We start from the raw sequence: 26,508 nt of genomic DNA, 5'->3' as shown, positions 1-26,508 counted from the left end.
CCTACATCCGCTCCGGAACCCCAATTCCCAAAAGCCGCATACTCTCCGCTATTATCTTCGCTGCTGCCGCTGATAAATGCAGACGGAAAGTCTTCACATCTTCCTGCTCTGCCTTTAGGATACTTTCCTCGTGATAAAACTTGTTGTAGAGCTTAGCGACTTCATAAGCATAATTCGCGAGCTGTGCCGGACTAAATTCCTGCGCCGAAGCTTCGACGATCGCCGGAAAGTTACCCAACACCTGAATAAGGTCACGTTCGTACGGAGACACATTTTCCAGCACAATCTTATCCTCCGTGCCACTAAAATCCGCCTTACGCAGCACCGAGCGGATACGGGCATAAGTATATTGGATAAAAGGTCCGGTATGGCCTTGAAAATCCACCGATTCATTCGGATCAAAGAGTAAGCGCTTCTTCGGATCCACCTTCAACAGGAAATATTTTAAAGCCCCCATCCCGATGGTCGTATATAGCTCCGCTTTTTGTTCGTCCGTGAAATCATCCGTCTTCCCCAGCTCTTCCGTTCTCGCCCGAGCAGTCTCCACCATCTCCGCCATCAAGTCATCCGCATCTACTACTGTCCCCTCCCGGGATTTCATTTTGCCCGATGGCAGATCCACCATCCCGTAAGACAAGTGGAAAAGACCTTCCGCCCAATCGAAGCCTAATTTCTTCAGGATCAAAAACAGTACCTTAAAATGGTAATCCTGCTCATTCCCAACGGTATAAACCATTCCACCTACATCTGGAAAATCCTTTACCCGCTGAATAGCCGTGCCGATATCCTGTGTCATATAGACCGAAGTGCCGTCCGAACGCAACACCAGCTTTTCGTCCAAGCCTTCATCCGTCAGATCAATCCAGACTGAGCCGTCTTCTTTTTTATAGAACACACCCTTTTCCAGCCCCTTTTCGACCTCGTCTTTTCCCAACAAATACGTTTGGCTCTCGTAATAATTGAAATCAAAATCAACACCAATATTCTTGTAGGTCACGTCAAAACCGTCGTAAACCCAACCGTTCATCATTTTCCAAAGATTAACCACCTCTTCATCGCCAGCTTCCCATTTACGGAGCATATCCTGCGCTTCGAGCATCAAAGGAGCTTGCTTTTTTGCTTCTTCTTCGGAAAACCCCTGTTCTTTCAGTTCGTCGACTTCCTTTTTATAAGCCTTATCAAATTCCACATAAAAATTCCCGACCAGCTTATCCCCTTTCAACCCGGTCGATGCAGGTGTTTGTCCGTTCCCAAATTTCTGCCATGCCAACATGGACTTACAGATATGGATACCACGATCATTGATAATCTGCGTCTTATATACTTTTTTACCCGAAGCCTTTAAAATTTCGGCCACCGAATAACCTAGAAGCACGTTACGTACATGTCCCAAATGCAAAGGTTTGTTGGTATTGGGAGACGCGTATTCAACCATGACGGCCTTTCCGCCTACGGGAAACTGTCCAAAATCGTCCTGTAGTACGGTCCCGTTCAACAGCCCTACCCAATAGCTATCGGCGAGGCTGATATTCAAAAACCCTTTGATGACATTGAAAGCTGACACCACCTCGACATGCTGCTGAAGATAAGTGCCGATTTCTGCTCCGGTCTCTTCCGGCGATTTTCTCGAAAAACGTGTAACCGGAAAAGTTACTACCGTAATCTGACCCTCAAATTCCTTGCGGGTCTCCTGCAAAGTAACCTGTTCTTTTGCTAATTCGGCATTATAAAGTGAACGAACCGCTGCAACCGTTTGTTCGATAAGTGTTTGTTGAATGGAAATTGCCATGTAAATATTACGTAATAATCTATATCTTTCTGATAATGAACACGAAAATTATCCATACAGGTATTTAGGTATTCATTACGAAAGCATATCTTTGCCAAAAATAATAAAAAATGCAGAGCTATCAGGAATTTCTTGACTTAAGTGTTGGCTTTCCACAAGACGGATTCGAAATTATCGACGACGAATTGTACTTCCACGATTTGAATTTGATGGAGATGATAGAAACGTACGGTACTCCCCTACGTTTTACATATTTGCCTATGGTCAGTAAAAAGATACAACAGGCAAAGATTCTCTTCCAAACGGCTATACTCAAACATAATTATAGAGGGTCATATAAATATTGTTATTGTACAAAATCTTCTCATTTTAAGCATATTGTTGAGGAAGCATTAAAGAATGACATTCACCTCGAAACCTCGTCAGCCTTCGATATGCCGATGATCGATTCGTTGGAACGTGCCGGTACGGTCTCCAAAGATATTACGGTAATCTGTAATGGCTTCAAAACCTATCAGTACAAGCAGTATATCATCGATATGATTCACGATGGGTATACGAACATCATACCTGTCTTGGACAATAAAGAGGAGTTCAACCTATACGACGACGAAATCGAATTGGATGAGCCTTGCTCGCTGGGGATCCGTATCGCAGCAGAAGAGCAGCCCGACTCGCAGTTTTACACCTCTCGCTTGGGGGTCCGTTCGGAAGATGTCATTGACTTCTACAATAGTAAGATCGTCAGCAATCCCAACTTTAAAGTTAAACTCTTACATTTCTTTATTAATTCGGGCATCTCGGATACTCCTTATTATTGGAACGAACTCGAGAAATACGTCACCTTATACTGTAAATTCAAGAAAGTCAACCCGGATCTGGACACCTTGGATATCGGTGGCGGTATGCCGTTTAAAGATTCCCTGGTACATGACTTTGACTATGAATATATGGTCAACGAGATTGTCAATCGTATCAAGCAGATCTGTGCCTATCATGAAGTTATGGAACCGGATATTATTACCGAATTCGGCAAGTATACCGTAGCAGAAGCTTCGGGTATTTTATATAAGGTGTTGGGTCGTAAACAACAGAACGACCGAGAAAAATGGTTCATGATCGACGGTTCGTTCATCACCAACCTGCCTGACGTGTGGGCGTTGAACCAAAAATATATTCTGCTGCCTATCAACAACTGGGATTCGGAGTATGAAAAGGTAAACATAGGTGGCATCACCTGCGACGGACAGGATTATTACAACCAAGAAGCACATATGAACTCGGTGTTTATGCCAAAGACCCGTAAAGTGCAGTACCTCGGGTTTTTCCACACCGGAGCCTATCAGGACGTATTGAGCGGGTATGGCGGTATACATCATTGCCTGTTGCCGTCTCCCAAACATGTGTTGATACGTCGCAACCGAGACGAGACATTCAACTATGAGGTGTTCGGTGAAGAGCAAAATTCCAAACAGGTCATGAAATTATTGGGATACCAGTAAGTTATGAAACGTTTTTTAGTTCGAAGTATGCAAGTTCTCCTTATTCTCATCCTCCTTGTGGTCATAGGCACCTTCCTCTACCTGAAACATGCCAGGTTTGGCGAAAATGCGAGCGGCGAGCGACTGGCAAAGATGGAACGCCTGCCGAACTACAAAAACGGTGCATTTGATAACCTCGAATTTACCCCTGCATTAGCCGAAGGCACAACTTGGGGCGATATGTTAAGGAGCTTCTTCTTCAGTAAAAAAGAACGCAATGTTCCGCAGGATCCCATTCCGGTCGACAAAAACAACCTGCACGACTTGCCTCCTGATAGCAATCTGTATGTCTGGTTTGGCCATTCCTCCTATCTTCTCCAGTTAGATGGTAAGAAAATTTTGGTCGACCCGGTGTTCAGTACATACGCTACACCGGTACGGATCAGCGTGCGGGCGTTTAAGAGTACCTATGCATATACCGCTGATGATATGCCGGAAGTCGACATCATGCTGATTACGCACGACCATTGGGATCATCTGGATTACAACACCGTCATGCAATTGAAGCATAAGGTGAAGCATATCATCACTGGCCTCGGTGTAGGGGCCCATCTCGAAAAATGGGGTTACCCTGCCGATCAGATTACCGATCTTTATTGGGGAGAAACGACCGATCGGGCAGGCTTCCAGATCACTTCAGCAACGGCAAGACATTTCTCCGGCCGGACATTTAAACGTAACACCACCCTCTGGTCTTCTTTCATACTAACAGGGTCAAAGAACATATACATCGGCGGTGACAGTGGCTATGGCAAGCATTTTAAAGAAATCGGTAACCAATATGGGCCTTTTGATTTTGCCATTCTGGAAAACGGACAGTATAATCTGATGTGGAAATATATACACATGATGCCCGAAGAGGTCATCACGGCAACACAAGATTTGCGTGCACGGTACGTTATCCCTGTACATTCGGCAAAGTTCCCACTGGCCAATCACCCCTGGGACGAACCGTTAATCCGGGTCACCAAAGCCGCTAAAGAAAAGCAAGTTGACTTGATTACACCACGAATTGGTCAGATTGTTTTTCTCGATCGCCTGCCTTCCAATACGGAATGGTGGGTAGGGATACGGTAAAAGCGTTTTATCCCTTCAATAAACAGGATACACACTATAGTAACCATTACGATCATGCCGATAATATTTCGGTCCAAAGGTGTCGTTTTAAAAATATGATCTAAAAATGGTACATATACGATCAGCAGTTGCAGTGCAACAGTACCTATAATCGCGAGCCACATCCCCCGGTTGGCAAAGATATCGCTCGAAAACAGCGAGTGATATGCCGAACGTACCGCGAGGGCATTCCCCAGCTGTACAAAACATAGGGTAGTAAATACCGCAGTCTGCTGCGTCACAGTATCATATCCCGCCCGTGCCGTCCACCACTGGATAAACAGTGCAGAGATTGCCAAGAAGACTCCCGTGACAACTATTCTCGGAATGAGCCCGCCTGCAAACAAATTCTCTTTCGGTGGACGGGGCGGTCGGTTCATGATGTCCTTCTCCGCCGGCTCCGCCACAAGCGCCAGTCCTGGCAAACCGTCCGTTACCAGATTAATCCAGAGAATGTGAATAGGAAGCAAAGGCGTGACAAATCCCAGTATTGGTGCTGCGACAATAACCAGGATTTCTGCCAGGTTGCAGGAAAGAACATACACAATAAATTTCTTTATATTTTCATAGATCCTTCTCCCCTCCCGTACCGCTTTTACAATGGTAGAAAAATTATCATCCAACAGAATCATGTCGGCCGCCTCCTTCGAGACGTCCGTTCCCGTTATACCCATCGCAATACCAATATCAGCCTGCTTTAATGACGGCGCATCATTCACGCCATCTCCTGTCATCGCCACAAACTCGCCCTGTGCTTGCAACGATTTGACAATACGAAGTTTTTGCTCCGGCGACACGCGCGCATAGACGGCGGTGTGTCGGGTCTCTCGATCAAATTCCTCCGCTGTAAGCTCGTCCAGGTCAGCGCCAGCATGTACATCATGTGTTCCCGATTCGACCATTCCTAAGCGCTCCGCGATAGCAGTTGCCGTTAGGGGCTGATCCCCCGTAATCATCACTGTTTTAATACCTGCCGTTTTACATTCGTCAATCGCATCGATTACCTCTTCCCTTGGTGGATCTATCAAGGCTGTCATACCCAGCAGTTCAAGGTCACTTTCATCTTCCGCCGTGATCTCTCCGGGATTTTTGTCAAAGACTTTAAAACCAAAAAATAACACCCGTAGCCCCTCTTTCGCCCAGGCTCGGTTCATATCGAGCCATTCTTCCTTTTTTTCATTTGTTTCCGAAACAGCCTCCATCATTTTTCCGGGTGCACCTTTGACAAACAAGATCCATTTATCCCCGTATTGATGCAAGGAGCTCATACGCATCCGCACCGAATCAAAAGGCAGTTTAGCAACAAGCGGAAAGCGCTTATCTGCGTCTATTTTGGTTATACCATGCTGAAGTGCATAATTTACTAAAGCCGTTTCTGTGGAATCGCCGAGTAACTCATCGGATTCGGAGAACCGGACCTCATTGTTCAGCATCATGGCATACTTCAAGAGCTCATCCTGATCCGGGGCCGCTTGGATCTTTTCGACCGTCATCACATTTTGGGTGAGTGTACCCGTCTTATCGCTGCAGATATAGGTCACCGACCCCAGTGTCTCCACAGCTGGCAGCTTCCGGACCAGGGCCTTCTGTTTAACCATCCGCCTTGCGCCCTGTGCCAATGCGATGGTAACTACAGCGGGGAGTGCCTCGGGCAATGCCGCGACCGCCAGAGAAAGTGCAATTAAAAACATGTCGAAAGGCTCTTCCCCCCTCCACAGGCCGAAGCCATAGATTATTACACAAAGTACGATGACGACGACGGCCAACTGCTTGCTGAAAACAGCTAATCGTTGTTGAAGGGGTGTCTTTTGCGCTTCCACTTCCATCATTTCTGCAATCTTGCCGATCTCGGTTTTGATACCGATTGCCGTAACCACTGCCTTTGCCGATCCGTTACTCACCATTGTACCCTTGAACACCATGTTATGTTGATCGCCAGGGACTAAATTTTCATCCGGTATGGCTTCTGTTTTCTTTTCGACCGTATGGCTTTCGCCCGTAAGCGATGCTTCCTCTGTCCGGAAAGAACTGACCTGAAACAACCGAGCATCTGCCGGAACAATATCTCCCGCTTCCAGTAAAATAACATCGCCCGGCACCAGCTCTTTTGCATCAACTTTGACGGGTTTATCGCCACGGAGAACTACCGCATGCTGTGCAGACATTTCCTGCAACATTTTGATCGATTTTTCGGCATTATATTCCTGCGAATAACCCATCCAGGCGTTACCGATAATGATGGCCAAAATAACAAAGGCATCTGTATGTTCCCCTACGGCAAAGGAAATGATCGCCGCAATAATTAGGAGAATAATCATGACATCCATAAACTGCGCCAAGAGGATGGACCATCGGCTTTTCTGTTGCGCATCCGGCAGTTTATTGGCGCCGTATTCGTTTTGCAAAGCTGTTATGTTATCGCTGGGTAAACCAGAAGATGTTGTCTTCAATTGCTGAAAAAGGTCGTCGTTAGCGAGCTGATAGAATTTTGCCATGATAAACCGTGTCTTTATACAATAATGTTTACTATACAAAGAATTAAAAAAGATATAATGTTTTAACGAGCTACTCTTTTACTTTTTTTTCGTATGTTAGTAGTAACCAAAATAAACGGTGTAGTACCCTCGGTAATGTATTAATTCTAATCTTAACAGCAATGGAAGAAAACAAGCCAAAACTCACAAGACAAACCGGTGCTCCGGTTCCTGACAACCAAAATTCCCAGACCGCCGGACCACGAGGACCGCTCCTGATGCAGGACTTCTGGTTTCTCGAAAAAATGGCGAACTTCGATCGGGAAGTTATCCCCGAGCGGCGCATGCATGCAAAAGGTTCGGGCGCGTTCGGCACCTTCACGGTGACACACGATATTACACAGTATTCGAAAGCCAGCATCTTCAGTGAAATCGGCAAGAAAACGGAAATGTTTGCCCGGTTTTCTACCGTTGCTGGTGAAAGAGGTGCTGCAGATGCGGAAAGAGACATCCGGGGCTTTGCCTTAAAATTCTATACCGACGAAGGCATCTGGGATCTGGTCGGCAACAATACACCCGTCTTCTTTTTCCGTGATCCCATGAAGTTTCCAGATCTCAACCACGCCGTGAAACGCGATCCGAAGACGAATTTACGCAGTGCAAATAACAACTGGGACTTCTGGACATTGCTCCCCGAATCCCTGCATCAGGTGACTATTGTCATGAGTGATCGGGGGATACCGAACGGTTATAGACATATGCACGGTTTCGGAAGTCATACGTATAGTTTTATCAATAAGGACAATGTCCGTCATTGGGTAAAATTCCATTTCGTCACCCAACAAGGGATAAATAATCTATCGGACGAGGAGGCTGCCAAAATCATCGGTATGGATCGGGAATCGGCACAAAGAGACCTTTTCGACGCGATCGAAAGAAATGATTTTCCAAAATGGAAAATGTTCGTGCAGATTATGACGGAAGAGGAAGCCAAAACCTACCGCTTCCATCCGTTTGACCTGACAAAAGTATGGTCGAAGAAAGATTTTCCGCTCATTCCTGTCGGCGAGTTCGAACTGAACAAAAATCCGGACAACTACTTCCAGGACGTAGAGCAAGCGGCATTCAACCCGACGAATATCGTTCCGGGTATCGGTTTCTCACCCGACAAAATGCTTCAGGGCAGGTTGTTCTCCTACGGCGATGCCCAGCGTTATCGGTTAGGCGTCAACCATTACCAAATTCCGGTCAATAAACCGCGGTGCCCTTATCACGCGTTTCACCGTGACGGTGCGATGCGGGTCGACGGCAATTATGGTGACGCTAAACACTATAACCCAAACAGCTACGGCGAATGGCAAGAACAGCCCGAGGCCAAGGAACCACCATTAGAACTGGAGGGAACAGCTTATGCCCATAATTTCAGAGATGATGATGAGGACTATTTCACCCAACCGGGCGATTTGTTCCGCATTATCAAAGCAGACGGCAAAGCCGAAGTACTCTTTAAAAACACAGCAGCACAAGTCGGCGGCGCCGAGAAGTTCATCCAGATCCGTCACATCAGAAACTGCTACAAAGCCGATCCGGAATACGGAGAAGGTGTAGCACGAGCTCTCGGATTAACCATGGAAGAAGTCAAGAATTTTGACATGACGCCTTATGATAGATGGGCACCACGGCCTTCTATGGGGTAACTGGTGTTACATCATTCCATTATAGTGTCTCCTATATCTGTTTTATACAAGGTGTAGGAGGCATTTTATTTAAAAGATTTACCATGAAACCGACCGTAGAAATCCGCTTTCCTGCTTTGTCCGACCCCGCACACCAAGGTTCTGTAACGACTGACGCTAACGATATTGATGTAACCATCAAGACAACAGATGTTATACAGTATACGCAAACCGTGATCACGCTGAACACACCCGTAGCAACCCGTGCCACCGTTCATATCCCCGAAACCGGCCTATATCTTTTTTTATTAGTTACCGGCAATCTCATCGTGGAACGCGCAGAAGCGTCAGGTATACCTTTCGCACCGTCCGACAACCATTGCCAGGCATTTTATATCACCCAGGGCAACTATTCAGTCACTTTTAAGTCGGGTAAGCACCGTCTGGTCTCTTATGCCTTGTGTACAGCATGGATGACGCGCTTACAACGAACGCTACCTTTTATCCATACGGTTTCGGCCAGCATAACACCTTATCAAGAGGCGCTGATTTTCCCACGCTACAGTCTTTCCAACGCCTTAATGGAACGCATAATTTCCCTCAGCTTCCAATCGGCGTATGACGAGGATGGTGTTGAACTGGAGTATTCACATCATCTGGACCACATCATGGCCTTCTATGACAATCTCATGGTCAAAGCCCGACATGCTACCGAACCTAAAATGCAGTACCGGGAAATCGTCCTTCGATTCATTGCACACTGCAACCGACTGTTTCCCACCAACAGTCAGCGTAGTGTCAAGGCTGTGGCAGCCACTATTGGTGTTTCCTTAAAAACCTTGAACCGGGCATTCCACTCGCTTTCAAACGGAAAAATAACCGCTGGCCAACTGCTGCGGCAGATACGGATGACCGCCGCACACCGGCTCCTTACCGATGAAAATGGAGGCATGACAGTAGGCGACGTAGCCCATCTGTTGGGCTATGGAGAAACCTCAGCCTTTACAAAAGCGTACCGCCAAACATGCGGTCACCTACCTTCGGAAGCGCATCGTTTCTCGGCAGAAGATCTACCTCAAATCGAGCTACCATGTCCAGAATAAACCATACCGAATGTCCGTAATAGACTAACCAAAAAAGCCATAATGGATGATATTTGTTTTCGAATACTTGACAATATTATTTATTATGGAAACACCTGCTGTACTGGCACTCATACTCGATGAAATCAAAAAAATCCGAAATTTTCTTGCTACGGATACACTGGAGCAGGGACAGCTATCGTCTGCCACCCAGCCGCCCAACGAGGTTCCCGAACATGTCGATATCACCTGGATCACAGATTACTTTGGCATCTCCAAGGGAACCTTCTACAATGAAGTGGATGACAAGTTACTGAAAGCCGCCCTGTATATCGGCCGTAGGCCGTACTACCTGAAGTCGGATGTAATCAAGTTAATGACGGAACGTAAAGAGAAACACCTCATTTTCCGTAAACTAAATAGCGAACGGAAGAATAAAAATAACCAAAATGAGGACGATAAGTGATTGCTTGCGAACGGGAAGCAATCGGTTACACTCCGTAAACGATGATTTCCGTATCGGAAACGACAACTTAAGATTTGCAAGCAATTGCCTAAGCTTCGCAGACGATCACTTCCGCACCACAAGTGATTGCTTCCCTGCCGGAAGCAATTGGTTCCGCCTCACAAACGACAGCTTCCGTGTCGGAAACGACAGCTTAAGATTTACAAGCAATTGCCTAAGCTTCGCAAACGATCACTTCCGCTCCGCAAGTGATTGCTTCCGTGCCGGAAGTAATTGGTTCCACACCGGAAACAACGGCTTCCGTATCGGAAGCAACAGCTTAAGATTTACAAGCAATTGCCTAAGCTTCGCAAACGATCACTTCCGCTCCGCAAGTGATTGCTTCCGTGCCGGAAGCAATTGGTTCCACTTCGGAAGCAACGGCTTCCGAAGTGCAAGTAAGTACAAGTAAGTTCAAGTACGTTCATCCTCGTCTAAAAAATTGATACGGCACAGCTTCTATTCTATGTTTGTCCCTGTCTGTTGCAACGACCAGGGAAAATCCGAAAACCTGCGAATAAGAGTAGGAAATTATTTTTTTAAAATTAATAACATTCAATTTTTTAGTCATGAAAAGACAAGTTAAAATTAATTATGGAAACTACCGCGATGCTGAGCTGGGATACCTCGCCAGCACCGTGTACCAAGCTATTGGTGAGAACGTAGAATTTTTCGCGGAACCCAATCCGCCACTGGCAGAGCTCGAAGCCGCCATAGCGGATTACAACGAGAAAATGCAGTTTACCAACCGCAAAGGCAGTCCCTACGACTCCGAGTCCAAGAACGCCAGCAAACGGGCATTAGTGGATGTGCTGCGCCGATTGGCCTTTTATGTCAACACGACCTGTGACGGAGTGGTACATAAACTACTCAGCTCCGGCTTTCGGCTCAAGGGACTTCCCGGAGAGTTGACCGCACCGACCACACCTACCCGTGTCCGTCTCGTCGACGGCGAGCGTAGTGGAGAGTTGGCACTACTCTTCGACTCGGTAAACAAAGCCTCGGAATACGAATACCAGCTGGGCACAATGGTAGACGGTGAAATTGCCTGGGGCGATATCGACTCTTTCCGACACGGTCGCTCTATACGCAACAACATCATCCCTAATCTGACCCGCGCAGTAACCTATTACGCTCGCGTACGTGCACGCAATCCGCAGGGTATCAGTGACTGGAGTGAACCTGTATCACAGATTGCCCGGTAGTTCTGGATAAGGTAACAATGTCCCTATAATTCCCAACCTTGTCGGCTGTCTTTGTACTGCCGGCAGGGTTGTTAAAAAACAGTTTACTTTTTAAAAATTACAATTATGTTAAAATCAATTTCATTACCCGCCCCACCCGGCACTATTTCTTGGAGCGGTGGGCGTATGACGCTGGATGCCGCAGTTTTGCTATTGACGCTTCTAGCCTACATCTTCTGCGGACCGATACTTCGCCAGCTAGATGCTACAGCTGCCCCTTTTGATGCGGGCTTGCTGAGTGCCTTAGCTTTTGCCGCAGCGGCGGTTTTGGCTGCGAGTCTGCTGGCCCGCCTATTAACAGCAGCATTGGCTCAATACGCCAAAGCTGTTATGGTTGAACCTTTAAATTTGATGAGACCATGGCAACACCTGTATTTGTTTCTGGGCTTGTTCTGCTTGTTTTTCTGCGGTTTCATGCTGGTGCTTATCGCCCTGCTGTAGATCCGCCCCAGCATGACGACGCACGTCAGCGACTACGGAGCGTCTATATAGCCGAGCTTGGCGTGCAAGAAGCCACGGGACGAAACAACGGCTCACGTGTGGAGGAATACCTCCGCTACTGTAACCTCGGTGCAGGTCATGCCTGGTGCGCCGCCTACGTCAGCTGGTGTTTCGGCAAAGCGGGGTATGCCCAACCACGGAATCCCTGGAGTCCTGCACTTTTCCCCGCCAGTCGTACGGTCTGGACAAAAGGTGGTAATACCGACCCCATCCGACAGGGCGATGTGTTCGGCATATACTACCCCACTGTGAAGCGTATTGCACATGTTGGGTTTATAGACCAGCTGGACGGCAAGTGGTTGGTTACGGTAGAAGGGAATACCGACAACCGCGTGCTTCGGAAAAGGCGACACATCGGAAGCCTGTATGCCGTAGCCGATTGGATATCGGATCCGGACAGGCATTAATTCATTTATTATAATAAAATTTAAACTTCGCTCATGAAGCCCTGTCGGTAGCCTTATGCCACCGGCAGGGTTGATTAATCAAAAACAAAATGAACCGTTTACTCTTGTTTCTAGTTTGCCTCCTGTGTGCCTGCCAGACCCATCGTATGCGGCATACCTCCCGACGGGATAGCAGTTCCATACATAGCTCAACGGCAGTCACCCATCTCGAAAAAGCGGTGACACAATCCTTCCACGAACAGCAGCTACAGTGGTCCGCCGGATCGACCGCCGTCGTCATCCTCCCTAAAGGAGTTATATCTTACCACCCTTCCCAGGGATTTAAGGGCGAAGCTACGGCTATCCTCTCCTATCGGTCAAAGAAGGCGCATACGGCAACAACCTCCGACCAAACCATCGACCAACAGGCGACACAGTCGTCTATGAAATCCGGGGCTTCAGCCACGCAAATCGATGTCAAGGCAGCCGGATTGGAAAGCGAGCGAAAGCCTGTCAGGGTCTTCTCGTTCTGGTGGCTGGGCGTCACTTTGGTGGTATGTGGTTTGGTGGTATTCTTACGGTGGTTTTATCGGTGAGGGGAAAACTATACCTGCTCATATACATCATCCATCGTAAGTGCCACGATCATCCGGCTATCAATCGACCGAAAATGTGCTTTGCCACATTTTATTTTTCCGCTTTCAATAGGGCGCAAGGCTTCGTCGAAAACTGTTCCTTTCGATTCGGTAACAAAATATAAATGCTCACCGTCGCCTTTTTTATACATGATTGCCCAGTCGGGATTGTAGGTACCCAATGGTGTCGGAATAGTAAACCAGCTTGGCAATTTCGTGTATAAGGAGATATTTTCACTTTGTTCAAACTCTCTTGCCAGATTGACCTCCACATCCGAATCGCATACCGTATAACTATAAGCCGATTTGCTGGCCTCGACCAATCTCTTGCTTAAGTAACCAATCAAATCCTCATCTTCAATCCGCTTTTGGTCGTAATAATCATCTACCCGCTCATATTCAACACCCACTACAATGAATAAACGCTTTTGCAGATTGATCACATCCATACAACTTTCGATAAAAGCCTGTGGATTAATGGTAAAATAGCGCAGTACCCGTGGTTCAATTCCTTTCAGGATTTTCACAATAGTACGCCGGGTCAGATCGGTCTCATCTTGGAGATAACTGATAATATCGGGCAAATAGCGAAAAAGAGCTTGTTAAATTTTTGATCATGCTCTATCAATTTATTTTCAATACTTGAAAGACGTAAATGCTGAATTGTTTCTTGACCAACGAGTCTTCTTAATTCTACAAAATCATTCATAATTTGGATGCTGACTTTTACAGCAACATCACTTCGTAAGACGGCAGACAACATAGCTACGCCCTGCTCCGTAAAAGCATACGGGTTTACCGAGGAATGTTTTAACGACTCAAACCGGTCGCAATTTGCGACCAGTTCATCTTTTTCTTGGTTATTCAATTGAAAACGAAATGTTTCGGGAAACCGATCAATGTTACGTTTTATTTGCTCATTTAATCTCTTTACTTCTACTTGATACAATTTCTGCCAGATCTCTATCGAACATGACTTGTTTTTCCCGAATAGTAAAAATTCGATTTTCTATATGTTGTTGCGATAGGATTAAATCTTTACTCATTATTTTGGCAGTTCAATTTTAGACAAGTTCTCGACTATAATCTTATTCAGGTGTGATTACCTCACTGCATTGTAACAAATTTAGTAAATATCTGTTACAGCGAATAAAATAAATCCCCTACAAAACCAACTCATACCTTGTCGACCGCCCACCTGCGTGTAAGGACAAAGCGCCTATCTCCAGCAAATATTGCAAGTCCCGTGTAGCCGTAGCTTTGGAGGCTTTGGTGATAGCCGTATACTTTTTAGCGGTCATGCCACCTTTAAAGCCATCAACACCAGCCTCGAACATCCTATTTATAGCCTTCATTTGTCTGTCATTCAATTGCTCTTTAAAACGATCAAAATACTTCACCTTCTTTACGGTAAACTCAATCAATTGTTTCGCTTCAATCTGTGCCTCGAGGATGATGTTAGTGAAGTAGGTGATCCATTCGGTAATTTCCAGACCGCGCTGTGCTGACTTAAGGGCATCGTAATATTGTGTCTTATTCTTCTCGATCACCCTAGATATCGATAGCAATACAGGGCTCTGCAATGTATTGGACAAAGCATATTCAGCTAATGCCCTTCCGATACGCCCGTTTCCATCTTCAAACGGGTGTATACTCTCAAAATACAAATGGGTGATAGCCGATTTGACCAACGCTGTACTGATTTTATCTTTAGTGGGCAACTCCGTATCATTATACCAGTCAACAAAACGTTTCATTTCTATTGGTACTTCCGAAGAGGGAGGCGCTTCATAATGCACGGTTTCCCTTCCATAAGCACCAGAAACAATCTGCATCGGTTCATGTCCCGATCGCCACTGTCCTGCGTTGATATTCGAAAAAGAACGCATTAAGGCATTATGCCAGTCGAGGATCATCGGTATAGATAAGTCTCTATCATAGGAAGCTCGTACATTCGTCATTAATTCAGCAATACCGGCTACACGCTTGTCGCGAACGATCGTATCGTCTCTTAGACCGAGGTTGCGTTTGATCGACGACATCACATCGACACGACTCATATACTCTCCTTCAATTTCGGAAGTTTTTATAGCTTCTGAAATAAGAATCTCAATCAAGGTTTCCTGCTTTAAATCATCATTTAAAGCTGTAACCAAGCCATTCATGATACCTAATTCTTCTGCAAAAGAAATTGCAATACTATGAATATCATCCAGTTTATAAGAGAAGTAAGGCCAGTTTTTATGTTGCCAATTATACATCTTGATCCGATTAACTATCTTATTCAGCTCAAATTTAAATAAAATATGAGCCGAATACAAAGGTTATTCGGCTCAATTGAAATATCGTAACCTAATTTAAAAGAAATAAGTCTATATTCGCATACTATAATCCTTCATATAAAAACAATCTATCCACACGTAAAATTCAGAAAAGATGATGGTAGTCCGAGTAACATACAGTGTAAATGAAGCGTATGATAAAAACCTTACGGCTACGTCAAAAATTGAACTGTTACACTACGTCGGAGCATATAGACCGTGTTATAGTCTATTATGGTATCTATTGTAATTTTGAATCAGAAAATTAATGAACAAACCGATATGCGAAAATTATCACTCTTCATAGCGACAAGTTTGGATGGATACATTGCGAAACCCAACGACGACCTGAATTTTCTAAAAGTCGTTGAAAAGGAAGGAGAAGACTACGGCTATACAGCGTTTATTGCAACCATTGACACCATAATTGTCGGAAGAAAAACCTATGATTATGTGCTTAGAGAAATTGGCTCTTCTCATTACGACAATGGACAACGCGACGTTTACGTAATAACAAAAACCAAACGTCCAAAAGCTAGCAGAACAACTTTTTATGCCGGTAACATAGCAGATTTGGTCCAACAGCTAAAATCTGAAAGCGGAAAGGACATCTATTGTGATGGTGGAGCAGAAATTATAAATGAGCTTCTAAAACACGACTTGGTAGATGAATTAATTATTTCGGTTGTACCGATTTTAGTGGGTAGCGGGACAAAATTATTCAAAGACAATAGACCGGAACAACTGCTTGATCTGATAAGTGCAAAGGCATTTGACACAGGTCTAACACAATTACATTATAAGCGGAAAAGATAGCATGAAGCTAACTCGCTTGATGCAATCAAAAATATTTAAATTCTACTTGCCGATACAGGATTTTATTTTCTTTGATATACAGCAAGTTATACACTTAAAGTTGTACATGGGTTGTACAATTACTTAAGCAGTTCCCAATACCCTGTTCTGTCACTTCCTACACGTTTTATGATGTTATTTTCTCTTAAACTCCGTATGTGTTTGTCTATAGCGGTCGTACTGATCCCAATATTCTCGGCCATATTCTTTTTGGATATTTTAGGGTTAGCCTTAATCAGTTCTACTATTTTCCGTTGACTTTCTACCAACCCATCTACCAACCCATCTACCAACCCATCTACCAACCCACCTTGTCGAATAATTTCTTCCGATACCGGAAATGTCATGCGAATAAAATTCCCCATAAACCGAAAGCATTCTTTTCCATAGCTTTCCAAAATCCGTGGCACACCCGAACCAAGCTGCTCCACCAACTCCAAATCCCGATACACGCGCATCAACTCACGATTCCTTGGAATAGAAACCCCATCAAAAAAATCATCCTCATTGAGGCCCTCCGGCAACGTGCCTGCCGAAGTAATTTCGATACGGTCTACAAAAATTTCGAACTTGGGTGGCACCTCACGAGTAAAGTCATTATGCACAATGGCATTTATCACGGCTTCGCGGATGGCCACCGGATTCCAAAGCCTCCGATCTATCCGTTCCTTTGAGGTAATTTGCGTTGTCGTTCGATTTTCCAATTCAATTTTATCCAATACACTTTTCGTTGCTTTTATGATCGAACAGTAACCGTATTCGTTGTTTTCAATCAGGTCTACCCGATTCGTGCTGCGATATTTCGCCACTTTGATGGAAACACCGTTTTCATCGGCCAATAGATAAGCCGCATAATTGAGCGCACCGTCTTCGGTGAGCAACTCCAAACTTTTCCTAAATTGGCTATTGAGTGGCTTGCGCTTCTCCTCGTAATAAATACGCAGTTGCTCGAAAGTCAAATCCTGACGGTTCGACCGGATTTTCCCAATGGAATTACGGGTGCGGGTGGAAAACAGTTTATCAATCATACCCTGCGGCATTGGCTCCGCTGCTGTACCGATACGGATGAAGCAACCTTTCTCGGTCATCCCATATTTCTTCTTGAAGTATGGCTTTTCACTGCCACTGGCCACGGTAATTTTGACAATCTCCTTGCCCTCGCGCTCATCCACCACCACATCAAACAAACCCATAGCCGATGGCGAAATATTGCTTTTTATACGGTCCTTAATTTTGAGGGTATCACTGTCCGCATTCGATACGCCCACAACTTGACCGGTTTTGTCGATGCCAATATAAATCACACCACCCTCTTGGTAATTCAAAAAGGCAATGACCTCCTTTTCAATATCCACATTGATATTAAGCTCTCGTTTAAATTCTATGCGGTTCGTTTCGGGCATTTTTTTCTTTTTATTTCATTTTTCAATATACGGCCGAAAGGCACCTTACTCTGAGTCAATTTGTTCCGTTTCGTATTCACCTCCAAAATATTCGCAATCTCAAACAGCACTTACAATCACTGGCAGTTGCCAATTCTGCACATAGGCGTTGACCATGTTATAGCCTTTAACCTGTTGCTACCAATCTGGTTTGCGCGACGATTTTTTCCTGCAATATGGCGTAATCCGGTTCGTTATTCAGCTAGTTAACTGTCTCACAATATAAGAAAAATCCGCTATCATTTCAAATTGTGAGATAAAATTGAATCTGACTTATAAGTTATCAAAAACTACTTCCCGATGCAAAACTTCCCAAAAATCGTTCCGAGGATATCTCTATCCACATCGATATCTCCGGTGATGCTTGAAATATGCCGTAAGGCTTCGCGCACATGATGGGCCAATAAATCGCCGGGCAATAGCATGCCCAAACCTTGCTCCACCTCATTTAAGGCATCCAGGGAAAGCTGCAAGGCTTCCACATGCCGGGTATTGGTAATGATCTGCTGATCTTCTACAGCCATATCCCGGATTTTATCCAAAAGCACCTTTTTCAAACCTTCCACACTTTCGCCATCTTTGGCCGAAATAGCCACGATGCTATTGGTATAATCGCTAAAAAGGGCTTCCTTAATCTGCTCGTCCATAGCATTCGGATGGTAACCGCCTTCCAGATCAATTTTATTACGTACTAAAATCACAACAAGACCAGGATAATACAGACCTTTTATCTGGGTGACAACCTCCTCCGCTGTGCTGTCTCTGTCATCATACAGGTAGAGCAGCACCTTGGCTTGTTTTACCTTCTCTTTCGCCTTATTTACCCCGATGGCTTCAATCGTATCTTCGGTATCCCGAAGCCCTGCGGTATCGATAAAACGGAAGGTAATCCCGTCCAGGTTGATCGCTTCTTCTATGGTATCCCGGGTGGTACCGGCAATATCGCTCACAATGGCACGCTCTTCGTCGAGCAAGGTATTGAGCAAGGTTGACTTGCCCGCATTGGGTTTACCTATAATCGCTACTGGCACGCCCTGCTTAATGGCATTGCCATAAGCAAAAGATTGGATCAACTTGCCAACATGGGTTTTCAGATCCCGAACCAACGTTTCAAACTGCGAACGGTCTGCAAATTCGACATCTTCCTCGCCAAAATCTAGCTCCAGCTCCAGCAGCGACACAAAATTAATCAGCTGCTCACGCATGTCCTGCAGCTTATTACTGATGCCCCCACGCATTTGATTCATCGCTACCTCGTGTGAAGCTTTATTCTCCGAAGCAATCAAATCGGCTACAGCTTCGGCTTGCGCCAGATCTAGGCCTCCATTGAGGAAAGCCCGCAGGGTAAACTCACCTGCGCGTGCCGCCCGAGCCCCCTTCTTGATCAGCAAACCTAACAAACGCTCAATAATATACATGGAATTGTGGGTCGAAATTTCGACGACATCTTCTTTGGTGTACGAATGTGGGGCAACAAACAAAGAGATGAGCACTTCGTCAATAATTTGCTCACCATCCCGTATCGTGCCGAAATGTAAGGTATGAGAATCTTGTTTGGTGAGGTCTTTTCCCCGAAATACCGCATTGGTTATCGTGATGGCCTGCGGCCCGGACAAACGTATCACCGCAATAGCCCCATTTGCCCCTGGGGAGGTGGCTAAAGCCACGATGGTGTCCTGTACGGACGATGTTGATATAGACATGTTAACTGCCTTCTTTATTCTTTTTGGGTGGAAAGCCTGAACCGAATATCACATCCCAGAGTGCCGAACTGACACCAAAACCTTTTTCCGGATCGGAGTAATGATGAAGCATATGATGATCTTTTATTTTTTTGAACCAACCGGATTTAAAATTGGCGTGATGCATCGCATAGTGGCTTTCATCGTAAATCAGATAACCTAAGAGAAAGCCAGCAAAAAATGCTGCCAGGACAAACTCGGGAAGGAAAATATAAAAAATGAAGTAGATAATACTGGCTAAGGGTATACTCGCGGACAAGGGCATTACTAACCGCAAACGGTCTTTCGGGAAATCATGGTGTACGCCGTGAAAAATAAAATGGATTCGTTGTCCCCACTTGCTTTTAGGCTCGAAATGGAACACCCAGCGGTGCAATATATATTCTGCAAGCGTCCAAAACACCAAACCGCATAAAAAATACAAAACAATAGAGCCGGCCGACATCTCTCCGACAGCATAGGCTTTCCAGATAAAGTATAGGATAACGGGAATCCAAAAAATGAGCGGCACCGTAAAATGTACTTTCGTCAATGATTCCAGAAAATCATTTTTAAACATCCTTGTCGACTCGGTAGAGTTGGAAACAAAATTCTTCTTCGCCATAATTCTTTTCTTTTCAAAGGAGATTTACCCCAAGGAGTTAATTACTCAACATACAAAAGTACCATTATGATCGTATACAAAAAAAGCACATTCGTCATTTTTTTGTCCAAATCCTGACTTTTTTACGCTGTTGGTTAAATCACAAAACTTATTGTACACGTTTTGACCTTATCTAAGTTTGAGTTGATCTCACTTTTTCATCGTATGCTTTTATTAAATAAAACAACAATTGTAAAGATTTTGTATTTTTACCGAAGCTATGAAAAATTAGCTTTTATCACAAACCCTTCAACAAATCGATTAGATGATTGACGAAACAAATAATTCGGAAGAAAATAATGTAGATCAAACACCGGACACCGAACAGGCGAGCAATACCATTCCGTTGTCCGGGCTGTATGAAAACTGGTTTTTGGATTATGCTTCTTATGTTATATTAGATCGTGCTGTTCCGCATATCAATGATGGCTTTAAACCGGTACAGCGTCGTATCCTGCACTCGCTGAAAGAAATGGACGATGGCCGGTATAATAAGGCCGCGAATGTGATCGGAAACACCATGAAATACCATCCGCATGGTGATGCCTCGATCGGCGATGCCATGGTGCAGCTGGGACAAAAAGATCTGTTGATCGACTGCCAGGGAAACTGGGGCGATCCGGTGACGGGCGATTCGGCGGCGGCCCCACGTTATATCGAAGGACGCTTATCGAAGTTTGCGAATGAGGTCGTCTTTAATCCGGATACGACGGAATGGCAGCAGAGTTATGACGGACGTAATAAGGAGCCTGTCACCTTACCGGTGAAATTCCCATTGCTATTAGCACAAGGAGCCGAAGGTATTGCCGTAGGACTGGCGACCAAGATTATGCCGCACAATTTTGTGGAATTGATTGATGGCTCTATTCAGGTACTTCGGGGTGAACGGCCGGATATCTATCCCGACTTCCCGACAGGTGGTCTTGCCGATGTGTCCAATTACAATGAAGGACAACGTGGAGGTAAGATTCGTGTGCGTGCGAAAATTGAAGAGCGGGACAAAAAAACGTTAGCCATTACTGAAATTCCTTTTGGCACGACCACAGGAGCGTTGATCGACAGTATCGTCTCGGCCAATGATAAAGGTAAAATCAAGATTAAAAAAATTGAAGATAATACGGCCGAACATGTCGAGATTATCATCCATCTGGCTCCGGGTATATCACCCGATGTAACCATTGATGCGTTGTATGCATTCACCTCCTGCGAGTCGTCTATATCACCGAATACTTGTGTCATCAGAAACGATAAACCGCATTTTCTATCGGTGAATGATATTCTGATCGAAAATACGAAGCAGACGAAAGCGCTGTTAAAGCAGGAGCTGGAAATACGCCTCCGGGAGCTGCAGGAAAAAATATTCTTTAGCACACTTTTGAAAATATTTATCCAAGAGGGAATGTATAAGCACACCGACTACGAGAACGCCGGTGATTTTGATACAGTTGTAGAGGTTTTAAATACACTCTTCACACCTTTCTTCGACTTGTTTTATCGGGAAATCGTAGCGGAAGATTACAAAAAGCTCATCGACAAGCCCATGAGCAGTATCACGCGCTTTGATGTTAAAAAGGCGGACGAACAGATGAAAGCGCTGGAAGATGAGATCAAAGAAGTGAAGAAAAACCTGAGGCATCTTACGGAGTATGCGATCGAATGGTTTGAGCGCCTGCGGACGAAATATGCGAAGGGTCGGGAACGAAAAACAGAACTTCGTGTCTTCGATAAGGTGGAAGCTGCACACGTAGCATTAGCAAATGCGAAACTGTATGTGAATCGTGCCGAAGGGTTTATCGGTACGGGCATGAAGAAAGATGAGTTCGTCACCGAGTGTTCGGACATCGACGATATCATTGTTTTCCGTGAAAATGGCGCATACAGTGTCACCAAAGTACAGGACAAAGTTTTTGTCGGCAAAGACATTATATACGTCGCCGTTTTTAAGAAAGGTGATGAACGTACAATATACAACGCCATTTATCGGGATGGAAGCAGCGGTACCACATATGTCAAACGTTTTGCCGTCACCGCGGTGACCCGCGACAAAGAATACGATATATCTAAAGGGACCAAAGGTTCTAAGGTGCTTTATTTTACGGCCAACCCAAATGGCGAGGCCGAAACGGTGCACGTACAACTTAAACCGCACACCAAATTGCGGAAGGTGGCGTTCGACCTGGATTTTGCGGAAATTGCCATTAAAGGGAAAGGTTCTTTAGGGAATATTGTGTCCAAATATCCGGTAAAAAAGATTACGTTTAAAAGTGCCGGTGTCTCTACGTTAGCTGGCCGTAAGATATGGTATGACGACGTGCTGAAAAGGTTGAATGCCGATGAAAGAGGACAATATCTGGGGGAATTTGACGGCGATGACAAGATTCTTACGGTGCTACAGGATGGCTCTTACGAGCTCTCCACGTTTGATCTGAACAATCATTTTGATGAAAAGATGATCCGTATCGAAAAATACCGCCCCGAGCATGTATATGCTGCCGTGCATCAGGATGGAAAAACAGGAACCTATTATGTGAAGCGTTTCACCTTTGATGATATTCCGTTAGGAAGACGTGTTTCTCTCATTAACGAAGAACCGGGATCAAAATTGGTCGCTTTGACAAACAATCCTGCTCCGATCGTAAAGATAGATCAGTTGAAAGGAAAATCACAGACTCCGGAGACCATAGAGCAACCGCTGAATGAGCTGATCGACGTGAAGAAAATAAAGGCACAGGGTAACCGGTTATCTTTCCATAATGTACAGCAGGTCACGCTGATGACCGAGGAAATCGATCTGGCAAAAATTGAAACAACACAGGAGGAAGCTCCGGTTGTGAAAATGGAAGCAGAAAGTGCACCGGTTTCATTCGAGATCACGAATCCGGAAGATGTCCAGATCGATAACGACGGACAAATGGGCTTATTTTAATACACTTTATTTTTTATCGTAGACCACTCCCCTTTGGAAAGGTCTACGATATAGCCATTAACTACAGCATACTTTAAATGTCCTTGTTTGTCTCCGATAAAGAAATTGGCGGAACCACCCAGGTCAATAGTAGTCGTCGGATAAAAATTTCCTGTAAAAAGAATAATCGGCGCAGCATATAGGGCCGGCTGATGCACGCCATCGGTTCGGATAGGCACGGCAAGAACACCCGATTTTAATTGTTTGACGACATATTCCTTCGTTAACGATTGGATATCAGTTATCGGTTTATCCGCTATCTTTGCAGGGATAAGTGTCAACCCTTCTGCATCAACCTCTTCATAGCCATACGACTCCTGGAGATCACCGATGTCTTCGATTCTACCCCTGACGTGATAATCCCGTCCGACAGTAATTTCTCCCCGACGTATGGCAATATCCGTTTTATAAGTCACATCGTCTCTTGTCAGCTCCAAATTCCGGATGACAACATCATGCAGCTGCGATGCATTGAAAGGGATGTTTTCGTAATCTTCGACGGGGTATGCTGCATAGCTGTCTTGTGCAATTTCGATCAGGGCGTTGAGTATAATAATGAAATTCAGTCGACGAATCTCCTGTTTTTCCAGATCACCTTTTAGTCCGCCCGATTCGATCAGCACGGTACTGGCATCCCACGACTGGAAGTTGTCACCAAAGCCACGTGGCGAATGGGTATCGTCGTATTTGGCTACCGCATTGGGGATGTACTGCTGCAGGAGCCGGTTCATGCCGACGATAATCTGCATAGCACTGCCCCGAACAGCATTGATCTCCCGGGCATGATTATAAGCGGGTGCTAATAAGGATATAGTGACCGGATTTTTGGTACCGGGAACATTATAATAAATATTTTGATCATGAAGGTTAAAACCGTAATTCGGCTTAACCTCCGTACCTCTCTTCCGCAACAACGCACCTTCCACGGTTTGGGTTGCCCGCGCATCCCGGTTAAGATCAATCTCCTGAGCATTTCTACGTGTGTAGCGCTCGGCACCGTCGGGGTTGAGCATCGGTATAAAATGCAAGGTCAGCTTCTTGTGCAAGAGGTCACGGATGGATTGATAATCGTCATCCTTCCCTTCCAGAAAGTTAAACAGATCAAACAACGCCATGGTAGCCGTGGGCTCATCACCATGCATTTGAGACCATAGCATCACCTTTTTATCACCTTGCCCATATTCCAGCTCATAGATAGCACGCCCCTGTACAGATGCTCCGATCTGACGTATGTCCAATATCGACCTATCCCGATGTAGCCCAACCAACGAATCGATATCGGCGTGTTTAAAACGGCGATGGTATAAGGCTTTTTCTTGAAATAAGGGATACATCGCATTAAAAATGCTCGTATCCACGCTTCTGTTCTTAAGCACGTCTTGCGTATGTTGATTGTTGAGAGAGGTTCCCTGACAAGCCATAGCGAGAGCCGCGGTGATGATAAACAATGGTTTCATATACACGGATAGCTCCAACTTTCAGGCCAGAATAAAAATTACCGATTAAACAACAAGCGATGTCCCGATCCGACCTCGATCACTTTACCCCCCGAATAAGCCAAATTTCCCGATACGATGGTATGAACGATTGTAGACGAGAACGTATGTCCTTCAAACGGCGACCAACCGCATTTCGAAAGGATATTTTCACGGGTAACGGGATACGGTTTATTCAAATCCACCAGCACCAGGTCAGCCCAGTATCCTTCACGGACAAAGCCGCGCTGTTCAATCTGAAAACATATTGCGGTATGATGTGCTGTTTTCTGCACCACTTGTTCCAATGTCAGTTTACCCGCCTGCACCATATCCAACAAAGCTTGTAAAGCATGCTGCACCAAAGGACCACCCGAAGGGGCTTGAAGGTAAGGGCGTTCTTTTTCTTCCAGGGTATGCGGTGCATGGTCGGTGGCGATCACATCAATATGACCGTCCAACACCGCCTGGAGTATCTGGCTCCGATCCTGTGCTGTCTTTACGGCAGGGTTCCACTTGATGAAGTTTCCTTTCCGCTTGTAATCCGCATCGGAAAACCACAGGTGATGTATACAGGCTTCTGCCGTAATACGTTTCTGATCCAACGGTGTGGTGTTGTCAAATAAAGCCGTTTCCCGACCGGTGGAAATGTGCAGGATATGTAATCTCGAATTATTTTTCTTTGCCAGAGCCACGGCTTTAGAGGACGATAAATAGCAGGCTTCGGCAGAACGGATCAAGGGATGCATATCGATCGTGATATGCTCGCCATACTGCTCCTGGTATCGGGCTAAGTTGGCTTTAATGGTGGCTTCATCTTCACAATGGGTAGCAATCAAGGTAGGTGCATTCCGGAAAATATTTTCCAAAGCAGTCTCATTATCCACTAACATATTGCCGGTGGAAGAACCCATAAACACCTTGATGCCGCATACATCCCGTGGGTTGGTCTTCAATACCTCATCCAAGTTATCATTGGCTGCGCCCATAAAAAAAGAATAGTTGGCCAATGAGGTATCTTGCGCGATATCATATTTGTCTTGCAGCAGCTTTTGTGTCAGTGTATTCGGCACGGTATTCGGCATTTCCATAAAGGACGTCGTCCCCCCCGCTACAGCCGCACGGCTTTCCGTATAGATGTCTGCTTTATAGGTGAGACCCGGTTCGCGGAAATGCACCTGATCGTCGATTAGACCTGGTAAAAGATGTAATCCCTCTGCATCGATCTCCCTGTCGGCTGTTGTATCGATAGTAGAGGCAATTTTCTCAATGCGGCCGTCTTTAATATAAATATCTAAAGCTTGTGTCGTACCTTCGTTGACAACCTGGGCATTTTTTATAAGTATCGTAGACATAGATGAAGTTAAGTTATACCAGACAAAGGTACTATTATTAAGAGATTTAACGGACTCCTGATTCGTAAAGAACTTTAATAAACGTGAAAAAATTTCTAATTTAGGACTGAAATCTACGGGCGTCCTTTAACGCGATGTAGCACATGGGTGCGTATGGATATGGATATCGTTACAAGGATCAAAAAAAACAGAGAAGCTGCTTTTACATGGCTTTACGAGGAATATTGGGATGTAATATTCAGACAGGCTTATGCAAAAACAGGGGACGAAGACATTGCGGCGGATATTTCTCAGGAAACCTTTACCATTCTCTGGGAAAAATTGGAAGATATTCGAGACATGCAGTCATGCAAAGCCTTTCTTTTTGGAATTTTAAGAAATAAGATCCTGCAATACTTCGAAAAGAATAAGCCTTATTTTAGTTATATATTTGAGACCAACCATCAGCATGAGCAGGTTCTTGCTTCTGCGCATGAACTGCTGGTGGAAAAGGAAACCAAACACATTATTCAACAGACAATAGACCGTATGCCTGAACAGATGCGTAAGATATATCTTTTAAAAAAAGAAGAAGACTATTCTATACAGGAAATATCAGATCAACTTTCGCTCTCTCCTCAAACCATAAAAAATCAACTGCATTCCGCATATAACAGACTTAAAAAAGTACTGTTTAATGGTAAATCTTATCTTTTCAACTTTTTTTCATTTTTCTTATAGTACTTTTTCCTCCGTAGTCGGATTAATAGAACAAGACTACA

Annotated in this window: 23 protein-coding genes; 13 read left to right on the top strand and 10 right to left on the bottom strand. The window is 45.0% G+C overall.

All coding sequences use genetic code 11. The annotated features are described in order from the left end of the window. Nucleotide 1 precedes the first annotated feature (1 nt). Entirely contained in the window at nucleotides 2-1,789 is a 1,788-nt protein-coding gene (argS, locus tag G5B30_RS04900) for an arginine--tRNA ligase (protein WP_165318864.1), read from the bottom strand. Nucleotides 1,790-1,899: 110 nt separating this feature from the next. Here argS and G5B30_RS04895 point away from each other — a divergent pair, with 110 nt between their 5' ends. Continuing rightward, nucleotides 1,900-3,291, top strand: coding sequence for an arginine decarboxylase (locus G5B30_RS04895; RefSeq protein WP_165318863.1), 1,392 nt, complete (start codon nucleotides 1,900-1,902; stop codon nucleotides 3,289-3,291). 3 nt (nucleotides 3,292-3,294) lie between these two features. Beyond that, nucleotides 3,295-4,407, top strand: a complete 1,113-nt coding sequence (locus tag G5B30_RS04890) for an MBL fold metallo-hydrolase (RefSeq protein ID WP_240903102.1) — start codon at nucleotides 3,295-3,297, stop codon at nucleotides 4,405-4,407. Here G5B30_RS04890 and G5B30_RS04885 read toward each other — a convergent pair. Further along, nucleotides 4,347-6,941: a cation-translocating P-type ATPase gene (locus G5B30_RS04885; protein ID WP_165318862.1), complete on the bottom strand. Its 2,595-nt coding sequence runs from the start codon at nucleotides 6,939-6,941 to the stop codon at nucleotides 4,347-4,349. The genes G5B30_RS04890 and G5B30_RS04885 overlap by 61 nt on opposite strands. A gap of 161 nt (nucleotides 6,942-7,102) precedes the next feature. Here G5B30_RS04885 and G5B30_RS04880 point away from each other — a divergent pair, with 161 nt between their 5' ends. From G5B30_RS04880 to G5B30_RS04845, 8 genes are all read left to right on the top strand, one after another. Continuing rightward, complete coding sequence (locus tag G5B30_RS04880) at nucleotides 7,103-8,617, top strand: catalase (RefSeq protein ID WP_165318861.1); 1,515 nt, start codon at nucleotides 7,103-7,105, stop codon at nucleotides 8,615-8,617. 83 nt (nucleotides 8,618-8,700) lie between these two features. Continuing rightward, a complete protein-coding gene (locus tag G5B30_RS04875) occupies nucleotides 8,701-9,699 on the top strand; it encodes a helix-turn-helix transcriptional regulator (RefSeq protein WP_165318860.1) in 999 nt (332 codons plus the stop codon). Nucleotides 9,700-9,784: 85 nt separating this feature from the next. Further along, nucleotides 9,785-10,144 carry a helix-turn-helix domain-containing protein gene (locus G5B30_RS04870; protein ID WP_165318859.1) on the top strand — a complete coding sequence of 120 codons (360 nt, stop codon included), beginning with the start codon at nucleotides 9,785-9,787 and terminating at the stop codon, nucleotides 10,142-10,144. Further along, the gene (locus G5B30_RS04865; protein WP_165318858.1) at nucleotides 10,128-10,595 is read left to right on the top strand and encodes a hypothetical protein; all 468 of its coding nucleotides are present in this window, start codon (nucleotides 10,128-10,130) and stop codon (nucleotides 10,593-10,595) included. Before G5B30_RS04870 ends, G5B30_RS04865 begins: the two co-directional genes overlap by 17 nt. 157 nt (nucleotides 10,596-10,752) lie before the next feature. Further along, complete coding sequence (locus G5B30_RS04860; protein ID WP_165318857.1) at nucleotides 10,753-11,388, top strand: fibronectin type III domain-containing protein; 636 nt, start codon at nucleotides 10,753-10,755, stop codon at nucleotides 11,386-11,388. 105 nt (nucleotides 11,389-11,493) lie between these two features. Then, nucleotides 11,494-11,868 carry a hypothetical protein gene (locus tag G5B30_RS04855; protein WP_165318856.1) on the top strand — a complete coding sequence of 125 codons (375 nt, stop codon included), beginning with the start codon at nucleotides 11,494-11,496 and terminating at the stop codon, nucleotides 11,866-11,868. After that, nucleotides 11,787-12,335 carry a CHAP domain-containing protein gene (locus G5B30_RS04850; RefSeq protein WP_165318855.1) on the top strand — a complete coding sequence of 183 codons (549 nt, stop codon included), beginning with the start codon at nucleotides 11,787-11,789 and terminating at the stop codon, nucleotides 12,333-12,335. The genes G5B30_RS04855 and G5B30_RS04850 overlap by 82 nt, the downstream gene beginning before the upstream one ends. 89 nt (nucleotides 12,336-12,424) lie before the next feature. Beyond that, the gene (locus tag G5B30_RS04845; protein ID WP_165318854.1) at nucleotides 12,425-12,910 is read left to right on the top strand and encodes a hypothetical protein; all 486 of its coding nucleotides are present in this window, start codon (nucleotides 12,425-12,427) and stop codon (nucleotides 12,908-12,910) included. Between the two features lie 8 nt (nucleotides 12,911-12,918). Here G5B30_RS04845 and G5B30_RS04840 read toward each other — a convergent pair whose 3' ends face one another. The 3 genes from G5B30_RS04840 to G5B30_RS04830 form a co-directional block, all read right to left on the bottom strand. Then, complete coding sequence (locus G5B30_RS04840) at nucleotides 12,919-13,533, bottom strand: hypothetical protein (RefSeq protein WP_206367019.1); 615 nt, start codon at nucleotides 13,531-13,533, stop codon at nucleotides 12,919-12,921. Then, a complete protein-coding gene (locus G5B30_RS04835) occupies nucleotides 13,491-13,898 on the bottom strand; it encodes an ORF6N domain-containing protein (RefSeq protein WP_206367018.1) in 408 nt (135 codons plus the stop codon). Before G5B30_RS04835 ends, G5B30_RS04840 begins: the two co-directional genes overlap by 43 nt. 214 nt (nucleotides 13,899-14,112) lie before the next feature. Further along, nucleotides 14,113-15,210 carry a Fic family protein gene (locus tag G5B30_RS04830; protein WP_165318853.1) on the bottom strand — a complete coding sequence of 366 codons (1,098 nt, stop codon included), beginning with the start codon at nucleotides 15,208-15,210 and terminating at the stop codon, nucleotides 14,113-14,115. Between the two features lie 342 nt (nucleotides 15,211-15,552). Between G5B30_RS04830 and G5B30_RS04825 the strand changes: the two genes are divergently transcribed. Next, entirely contained in the window at nucleotides 15,553-16,086 is a 534-nt protein-coding gene (locus G5B30_RS04825) for a dihydrofolate reductase family protein (protein ID WP_165318852.1), read from the top strand. A gap of 119 nt (nucleotides 16,087-16,205) precedes the next feature. Here G5B30_RS04825 and G5B30_RS04820 read toward each other — a convergent pair whose 3' ends face one another. From G5B30_RS04820 to G5B30_RS04810, 3 genes are all read right to left on the bottom strand, one after another. Beyond that, a complete protein-coding gene (locus G5B30_RS04820) occupies nucleotides 16,206-17,528 on the bottom strand; it encodes an RNA-binding domain-containing protein (RefSeq protein WP_165318851.1) in 1,323 nt (440 codons plus the stop codon). Nucleotides 17,529-17,857: 329 nt separating this feature from the next. Continuing rightward, nucleotides 17,858-19,270: a tRNA uridine-5-carboxymethylaminomethyl(34) synthesis GTPase MnmE gene (gene mnmE / locus G5B30_RS04815; protein ID WP_165318850.1), complete on the bottom strand. Its 1,413-nt coding sequence runs from the start codon at nucleotides 19,268-19,270 to the stop codon at nucleotides 17,858-17,860. A 1-nt stretch (nucleotide 19,271) separates the two neighbouring features. Next, nucleotides 19,272-19,913 carry a sterol desaturase family protein gene (locus G5B30_RS04810; RefSeq protein ID WP_240903101.1) on the bottom strand — a complete coding sequence of 214 codons (642 nt, stop codon included), beginning with the start codon at nucleotides 19,911-19,913 and terminating at the stop codon, nucleotides 19,272-19,274. A 304-nt stretch (nucleotides 19,914-20,217) separates the two neighbouring features. Here G5B30_RS04810 and G5B30_RS04805 point away from each other — a divergent pair, with 304 nt between their 5' ends. Beyond that, nucleotides 20,218-22,878: a DNA gyrase/topoisomerase IV subunit A gene (locus tag G5B30_RS04805; RefSeq protein ID WP_165318849.1), complete on the top strand. Its 2,661-nt coding sequence runs from the start codon at nucleotides 20,218-20,220 to the stop codon at nucleotides 22,876-22,878. On the opposite strand, the gene G5B30_RS04800 is transcribed toward G5B30_RS04805, so the two are convergent. Further along, entirely contained in the window at nucleotides 22,875-24,374 is a 1,500-nt protein-coding gene (locus G5B30_RS04800) for a M14 family zinc carboxypeptidase (protein ID WP_165318848.1), read from the bottom strand. The two genes, G5B30_RS04805 and G5B30_RS04800, sit on opposite strands and share 4 nt — an antisense overlap. Before the next feature lie 38 nt (nucleotides 24,375-24,412). Continuing rightward, nucleotides 24,413-25,747, bottom strand: a complete 1,335-nt coding sequence (locus G5B30_RS04795; protein ID WP_165318847.1) for a dihydroorotase — start codon at nucleotides 25,745-25,747, stop codon at nucleotides 24,413-24,415. 159 nt (nucleotides 25,748-25,906) lie between these two features. On the opposite strand from G5B30_RS04795, the gene G5B30_RS04790 reads away from it, so the two are divergent. Beyond that, nucleotides 25,907-26,467, top strand: a complete 561-nt coding sequence (locus G5B30_RS04790) for an RNA polymerase sigma factor (RefSeq protein WP_165318846.1) — start codon at nucleotides 25,907-25,909, stop codon at nucleotides 26,465-26,467. Nucleotides 26,468-26,508: the final 41 nt, after the last annotated feature.

Source organism: Sphingobacterium sp. SGG-5 (assembly GCF_011043525.1).
Taxonomy (GTDB): Bacteria; Bacteroidota; Bacteroidia; order Sphingobacteriales; family Sphingobacteriaceae; genus Sphingobacterium.
The sequence above is the reverse complement of the archived record's forward strand: the minus strand, read 5'-3'. Positions and strand labels throughout refer to the sequence as shown.